Source organism: Psychrobacter piscatorii (assembly GCF_904846415.1).
Lineage (GTDB): Bacteria > Pseudomonadota > Gammaproteobacteria > Pseudomonadales > Moraxellaceae > Psychrobacter > Psychrobacter piscatorii.
In genome coordinates, this window is record NZ_CAJHAR010000058.1 from 1 (window position 1) to 7362 (window position 7362).

The 7362-nt window shown below is 39.6% G+C and carries 8 protein-coding genes; 7 read left to right on the forward strand and 1 reads right to left on the reverse strand.

Features of this window, described 5'->3' with window-relative positions; all coding sequences use genetic code 11:
- The 6 genes from JMX83_RS14405 to JMX83_RS14430 form a co-directional block, all read left to right on the forward strand.
- On the forward strand, nt 1–329 hold a 329-nt coding region (locus JMX83_RS14405), incomplete at its 5' end, for a hypothetical protein (RefSeq protein ID WP_201603172.1).
- Between the two features lie 2 nt (nt 330–331).
- Nucleotides 332–1156 carry a hypothetical protein gene (locus tag JMX83_RS14410; protein WP_201603175.1) on the forward strand — a complete coding sequence of 275 codons (825 nt, stop codon included), beginning with the start codon at nt 332–334 and terminating at the stop codon, nt 1154–1156.
- Nucleotides 1157–1463: 307 nt separating this feature from the next.
- Nucleotides 1464–2411, forward strand: a complete 948-nt coding sequence (repM, locus tag JMX83_RS14415; RefSeq protein WP_201603178.1) for a replication initiation protein RepM — start codon at nt 1464–1466, stop codon at nt 2409–2411.
- Nucleotides 2412–2482: 71 nt separating this feature from the next.
- On the forward strand, nt 2483–2677 hold the full coding sequence (locus JMX83_RS14420; RefSeq protein WP_201603181.1) for a hypothetical protein: 195 nt from the start codon (nt 2483–2485) through the stop codon (nt 2675–2677).
- The gene (locus JMX83_RS14425; RefSeq protein ID WP_201603184.1) at nt 2678–4051 is read left to right on the forward strand and encodes a DNA cytosine methyltransferase; all 1374 of its coding nucleotides are present in this window, start codon (nt 2678–2680) and stop codon (nt 4049–4051) included. It begins immediately after the preceding gene.
- 74 nt (nt 4052–4125) lie between these two features.
- Nucleotides 4126–4596: a hypothetical protein gene (locus JMX83_RS14430; protein WP_201576590.1), complete on the forward strand. Its 471-nt coding sequence runs from the start codon at nt 4126–4128 to the stop codon at nt 4594–4596.
- Nucleotides 4597–4822: 226 nt separating this feature from the next.
- Here the strand turns inward: JMX83_RS14430 and JMX83_RS14435 are convergent, their stop codons facing one another.
- Nucleotides 4823–5749 (reverse strand): hypothetical protein, encoded by a 927-nt coding sequence (locus JMX83_RS14435; RefSeq protein WP_201603187.1) that lies wholly within the window; start codon nt 5747–5749, stop codon nt 4823–4825.
- Nucleotides 5750–5998: 249 nt separating this feature from the next.
- Between JMX83_RS14435 and JMX83_RS14440 the strand changes: the two genes are divergently transcribed.
- Nucleotides 5999–7362: MobA/MobL family protein (locus tag JMX83_RS14440; protein WP_201603189.1), on the forward strand; the 1364-nt coding region annotated here is incomplete at its 3' end.

Consider the following 7362-nt stretch of genomic DNA (forward strand, 5'->3'; position numbering starts at 1 on the left):
ACAGCCGTATGCAAGCGCTGACACGCTATCAAGAAGACCCTAGTACCACCAAACACCAAAAAACACTTGCAGAGCTACAGTATGAGCGTTTAGGCAATGATTTTATCTCACATTCGCAATCGGCATTAGAGAATGTAAAAAACTCGCGACACACCGTGTCGCAAAAGGCCGATACAGCGGCATTAAAGGGCGTATTTGATGCTATGGTACCTGAGCATAAGCAAAACCTCTCTGAAACGCAGCAGGAGCGTCTACAGAGCGTCTCAGTAGCCATTAATGACCATAGCCATGATATCAATCGCAGTCGTGGCATGACACTAGGATTTTAGATATGACAGACAACGCCCAGTCGATTGCAATAGAAGAATTGGTAATCGCTATTCATGATCTTGTTGAACAGCAGAAAGAACTATTAGCAGACAGTCAGGATCAAGGTAAAACCAACAATGAGCACGTACAGCAAATATCAGCAATGATAAAGCAGCTCACTGGGCTATTAAAAACCTATCAGGATAAAGAACAGCTGATCATAGATAACACAAGTCAAGCACTCAAAAATAATATCAATGCTGCCTTTCAGCAAAACCAAAAATCCTATCATGCACTAATAGATCAAGGCTTTACCACACATATAGACACAGCCAGTAAAAGGCTATCAACGGTTGCCGTTAAGATTGAAAAGCAATTTGACGATCTTGAGACTGCTGCTCATAACTCAAAAACTGAATTTGAGAGCAGACAAGGTTTTTTCAAAATGTATGAAGATACCTACGATACTCAAAGCCGAAAGATGAAAGAGAGCGTAGATAGCACAACGACTGCTGTTATCAATAGTACCAAAGATAGGCTTGATGATGTGGCTAATGATTTTAGCTATAACTTAGTCAAGCATCTCAGCTGGAAGGTAACCGCTATGCTTGGTGCTGTCTGCATTTGCATTATGCTGCTAACGTTTGGTTCAACTTGGTTGTTGGTTCCTAGCAAAGCTGAAATTTCTCAAAGGCAGTCTCAATACAATGCACTTGAGAGAGCTCAGTTATTTAACAAAGTTATTCAAGCTGATGATGGTTACTATGCAGAAGTAGATACAACCAAATGTAGAAAAGATTTCAAATCTAGCTTTTGGAGTAACTCTACTTGGTGCAAATTTAAGTAACTATAAACCTAGTTCTAAGTAGTAAAAAGCAGCTTTTTATTTTTTAGTTATCAACAACCAAAAAGGCTTTTAATGCTTTTAAATGCTTTTAAATGCTTTTAAGCACTCTACAACCCTTGCTGTTATTAGCTTACGCGACCCATATAAGGACGTTTAGTTACCCATATAAGGACGTTTAGTTACCCATATAAGGACGTTTAGTTACCCATATAAGGACGTTTAGTTACCTTTTAAGGACTTATGTATAGTTGTCATTGTAAGGACGTTATTATATAGTGTCATCGAATTATAACAGGGAAGCAATCTTGTGAGTAAAAGTAATTTAGTCGTTAAAACAAACAAGTTAAATTCAGCGCTGCAAAATCTATCGTTGCCTGAAATCCGAATCGTACAATTAGCAATAGTAGACGCTAGGGAAACCAATACAGGGTTAAGTACCGATAAACCATTGCGTATCGATGCTTTACGCTACGCTGAGATATTTGAAACCACTAGACAGAATGGCTATAAACGCATGAAAGAGGCTGAGGAAACCCTGTTTAATAGGCGTTTTAGCTATATTGACGATGACGGCAAAGTTATTAAATCACGCTGGATACAGCAAGTACGATATCTTGATGACGAGGGCGCAATTGAATTAGTTTTTACCCTTGCGGTGGTCAATGGAATTAGCCGTATTGATGGTGCAGAAGACTTTTTCACTTCATACCTTCTTGAGCAAACTGCCAGTATGGATAGTATTTACTCCGTTAGGCTTTATGAGCTGCTAGTACAGTGGAAAGCTGCTAAGCAGACACCTATGTTTGAGCTTGAGAAGTTTAGAGATCAACTAGGTGTTGAAGTTAATGAATACAAGGCAATGTGCGATTTTAAAAAGCGTGTTTTACAAGTAGCTATCAATGAGATTAATGAAAAATCAGATATTAAAATTAGCTATGAGCAGGTTAAAAAGGGTCGTAGCATAGCTGGTTTTAAGTTCAAGGTGTTGGCTAAAAATAAGCCAAAGAATGATAAACAAGAAGGCGTTAGAGGTATAAATACAGCAGATATGTTTACCGTAGAAGGGCTAAACGATAAACAATTAGGTCGGATCGTCCGCAACCCTACTTTTATAGCGGAATACAATCATTTAGTAAGCCCCACTAGCCCAGCGGGGCAGTCGCAGCAGGGATGGGAGTTTGAAATGCTTAATAGACTAAAAAAGGACGCATCACAGTTTAAGAAGCGCCCAATCAGAGAATATCTTGATTATTAGAATCCAATTGACATAAATAAATATAAGTATTAGAATCTATAAAGATTCTAATTAGATTCCAAAGAGGGTTTATGTCCAAAAAAATTCAAGTCTCTTTCTCTGATGGCCAAATCGCTATCCTGCAATCCTTAAAAGGCGAATTAGGAGATACAGATGCGGAGGTTGTTAGGAATATAGTCATAGCATGGTTAGCAGAGAAAAGTTTTATATCTACAATCGCTAAACAACGTCTATTTGAAAATAAAAAAGATGATACAGGTAAATAAATGCTCAATAATCCTATTAAAACAGTCGGTAGTGTTTGTTCAGGTATAGAGGCTGCTTCTGTAGCTTGGAGTTCGTTAGATGTAAACTTCCAGTGGTTTTCAGAAATATCTGAGTTTCCATCTACTATACTTTCTTCTAATTATCCAAATATAGAAAACCTAGGGGATATGTTAAATATTCCACATTTAATAAGAGAAAAAAAAATAGCCAGTCCTGACGTAATTTGTGGTGGAACACCTTGCCAATCATTTTCACTTGCTGGTTTCAAGAATGGGTTGGAAGATTGTAGAGGGAACTTAACATTAACATTTGTAGATATTGTTAATGCAAATGACGAAGTAAGGTTAAAAGAGGGTTTAGAACGCTGTTTAGTTTTTTGGGAGAATGTTGAAGGTGTACTAACCGATAAAACGAATGCTTTTGGGTCATTAGTATCTTCTTTAGCAGGGTTAGATGAGGTTTTCGAACAGAAAAAATGGCCGAAGGCAGGGATCTTAGAGGGGCCTAAGAGAAATGTTGCATGGAGAGTATTAGATTCTAAGTATTTTGGACTACCGCACCAAAGAAAAAGGCTTTATCTTTTAGCTGGGGGAAAAGATTTTAATCCATCGTCAGTATTATTTGAAGATTGTATCTCCGACTCTGAAGTATTGGGAACTGTTGCTTTTCCTGAGCAAAAGCTTACGTTTTCAAAAAATAATGTAGACTATGAAGTTTTTCGGAACTATACCGACTGCTTATATTCTGCTTACGGTACAAAATGGAACGGAAATGCTGCTGCTTATAACGGCTCTCTTTTTATCGTGCAAGACAGTCGTATTCGAAGATTAACACCGCTAGAATGCGAAAGGCTCATGGGCCTACCTGACAACTATACCTTGAGCCAGAAAGCATCGAGGACAGGGCGATATCAAGCTGTGGGAAACTCCTGGGCAGTGCCAGTAGTTAAGTGGATCGGTGAGCGTATATTTGATAGCTCTATTAATAAACGTCCAAGCCCTATAAGTAAATTAAAAGATATTTCATACCCTAAAGAAGTTATTACTGAATCTAGTTTCTTTTATAATTTGGCTAAGGGAATGATACGTCTAAAGGAGGGTGGGGTTTTAAATTGCACAGAAGTTCCAAATGATTATTGCTTTGGTCATATGTATGACATTGTATCTTCGGACGCACCTAAAAATCTTTATTTATCCCCTACTGCTTGCGCAGGTATTGTTCGTAGAAAAACAGAAAGAGGTTTAAAAATGAATCCAAGGTTAGAAGAAGTGCTATCTAGAACTGCCAACGAAATATCTGCAGAAGAGATAGAAAAGAGATCAAGGGTACAAAAACGTGGAAGGTTCAGTGAGGATAAAAAGAGCCTTTCCTAAACTTTGTGTAAGTGTGGCTTACGCCGAATTAGGATTATAATAAACACATCAAGACGAAATCAAGGACCATAGACATGACTACTGGTACGTCAGAACTAAATGCGCAGGATTTTATTGCAGAATTTGGGCGGCATGAGCTTGTAAGCGATTTTAGCGTAGAAGCGATTAATGCTATTTTAAGCCAATATCAGCGTGTGCAAAGCGAAAGTAATGACTCAGCATCTATTGCTTGGGAGCCGCTCTTTAATGACGCCCTAGAGTGGGATGCTTCGGGTGTTGTTTACGAGCTTAGGAGCGAAGTAAAAGAACATACCAGCGAAATCATCAATATGGTCCGTTCTACTGTTATTAGCATTAGTGCTGATGCGAAAGAAAAGTTTGACAGCTTGCAACATGATTTAAACGATGAGGAATTGCTACAATTTTTACAATCTGAGTTGATGAAGTCGCCCGATTATTTTAATGAGGTTGCGGCCATTCTAGCTCGTGAAAACGATTTCACAAAACTTGATAACGGCAATTATCTCATTTTAGGTGCTTATTGATTTTTGGTTGCTATTAAAGGTTTTCACTTGAGAGAGACGTAATTTTTTACTTATACAGTATACCCAGACTAGGCTGACTTACTAGGTTTGGGGTTATAAGCAGTTACACAAAGTTTGGGAAAGGCTCGATAAAAAGTAAAAGCTTTACCTATACCAAACCTCTTGTATAAACTTTATTTAATCGAAAAGTAGCATACAAGAGGCGGATAAGTGTTTATCTTATAGATTAATCTTGAATGTGTTCTTGATTAAGACTCTGTCTCCACTTTGCTACATCATACCACCCACAACCCTCACAACCTTTTTCTGCTTCTTTACCCGTCCTCGGAAAGCTTTTATCCCATTCTTGATTACCTTTATAATAATAAGGAATCCCAAATATAACCCCACGTCTTCCTGTCTGATAACACTCTCTACAAACCTCTCTTTTTTGCTGATTTCTTTGATTAGTAAGTAGCTGATATTTAGCCTTAATCTCAGCATCAGTCATTGTGTCTGGGTTATCAGCTTTGGTCTGACTGTCCCATCTAATCTCAGGAAACTTATGATCTGGCAGAGAGTGGGGGTTAGCTCTGTTTTCATATACATCAATACCCCCTAAAACCTTTAACATTCGCCTTCTTAAATTAGGGCTCCATGTTTCGTAACCATTGCCATCTATTGCCCCTCTTTGTATTTTCAAAAGCATTAAATGAGTTTTGTTTTGGCCACAATCAGAACAAAAACGATTTGTATCGGTAGCTAATGTATAACCAAATTCTTTCAAGTCCTGAATTCTTCGTGCAAAATTAGGATTTGGAGGTAGTTTACAGTTTACACATTGCCATCCACCTTGAGCTAAAATATCAAAAAACGGTTTTGTTACTTTTGCTCGAGACTTCTCTTCTTGCCAATAAGTTTTTTGCTGGGACAACCATGATCCATCAAATGACTCACCGATTTGCAAGTAAACTTTGTTAAGATGTTGGTTAACATCAGATACATCAGTTAAATTTAACCCAGTTCTTCTATATTGAACTGGTACCCAACCTTCCCACACTCTATCCTCATAGTTAAATTTAACAGCAATATACTCTTCAGAAGCCTTTGAATGAGATTGCCTATTGTAAGCATCGATGAGCTCAATATTTGAATTTAATTCTGTTATAGACATAACTGCCTCCTGTGAAATAGATGATCACTATATCAGAATGCTTTAACTCGACAATCAATAGGAAGGTATAATCCCAAGTATAAATTCTTCAACTTAGCAATGGTTGTGTCCCTCTGACTAAGAGCGCGTTTTCGAGAACTGTGATATATTCACCTAACGGCTTATATTTCACAGTTCTCAAAACACGTTGGGGACACCCCAAACCCCAAAAAACCACCCTCAAAATAGGCAGTCATTATGGCGATATACATGGCAAGCACCAAGTCAATATCGAGAGCAAAAGGACAAAGTGCCATTGCAGCCGCTGCTTATCGTGCCGGTGATAAATTGCTCGATGAGGACAAAGATCACGGCAAAACGCACGATTATAAAAAACGCAGTGGCGTATTAAGTGCTGATATTATTTTGCCGACTGACTTAGCTGATGGTGAGATTGGCAGAGCTGAATTATGGAACATGGCAGAACGTAATGAAACCCGAAAAAATAGTCGCGTGGCTCGCGAATGGTTAATCGCCCTACCGCATGAATTGAGCGAACAAGATCGCAAAGACTTAGCTCATGACTTCGCTAGAACCTTAGCCGATAGATATCAGGTGATCGCAGATTGTGCGATCCATGTACCAACCGATAAGGAAATCGAGCGCGGTGCCAGTCCTCTTAACTTCCATGCTCATATCTTATTGACCACGCGCACGGCCACCATCGACGATGACGGAAAAATTTACCTTACCAAAGACAAAGCTGACAGCGAAATATCAGACGATGACCGCAGAAAAAAAGGCTTGCCGCGCATGAGTGTTGAAGTTAAGGCCGTGCGCGAGCTGTGGGAGCATACCGCCAACAAGGTATTAGAAGCAAAAGGGCATAACCTAATCGACAGCCGTAGCTATAAGTCGCAAGGTATCGACCTAGTGCCACAAATCAAGATGGGTAAAGACGCGACCCACATGGAGCGGAAAGGAATACCGACCGCCAAAGGTCAATTTAACCGTGAAATTATCCAGTCTAATGAGCTGGTTTGGAACAAACACCTAGCCAATAACCAAAAAACCAATGATAAAGCGGATCGTACTATCGCCGACCTGCGCGAAAGCAAACTATTCATTGTCCCCGATATGCCTAAACCTAACTTTAAGCCTAAAAAAGTCACTCAAGAGAGAATAGAAAGCGCCAACGATACGGTAAATAAGCTAAAAGCGATACGACTTAACCGCGAGAAGGCGCAGCAAGTCGAGCAAGAGCGCCTACAACAGCAGCAATTAGAAATAGCGGAACGGAAAGAACGAGAACAGGCCGAACAAGAGAAACTAGAGCGACAGCAGCGTAGGGAACAGATACGCGAAAGGATTGCTACGGAGACAGGAGAGTTTAAGCATTTCTATCAGCAGCTAAAACAGCAGCCCATGAGCGTTGATCAGTCGCACCTGCAAAAAATCGATCAAAATAGCGAGTTTGGAAAGCACTTTGTCGCCATTCTAGCCACAGACAGCCGTATGCAAGCGCTGACACGCTATCAAGAAGACCCTAGTACCACCAAACACCAAAAAACACTTGCAGAGCTACAGTATGAGCGTTTAGGCAATGATTTTATCTCACATTCGCAATCGGCATT

What these genes read in the sequence shown, in the direction of transcription:
- JMX83_RS14435 (WP_201603187.1), bottom strand. Translation starts at nt 5,749, where the DNA reads ATGTCTATAACAGAATTAAATTCAAATATTGAGCTCATCGATGCTTAC.
- JMX83_RS14410 (WP_201603175.1), top strand. Translation starts at nt 332, where the DNA reads ATGACAGACAACGCCCAGTCGATTGCAATAGAAGAATTGGTAATCGCT.
- JMX83_RS14420 (WP_201603181.1), top strand. Translation starts at nt 2,483, where the DNA reads ATGTCCAAAAAAATTCAAGTCTCTTTCTCTGATGGCCAAATCGCTATC.
- JMX83_RS14425 (WP_201603184.1), top strand. Translation starts at nt 2,678, where the DNA reads ATGCTCAATAATCCTATTAAAACAGTCGGTAGTGTTTGTTCAGGTATA.
- JMX83_RS14430 (WP_201576590.1), top strand. Translation starts at nt 4,126, where the DNA reads ATGACTACTGGTACGTCAGAACTAAATGCGCAGGATTTTATTGCAGAA.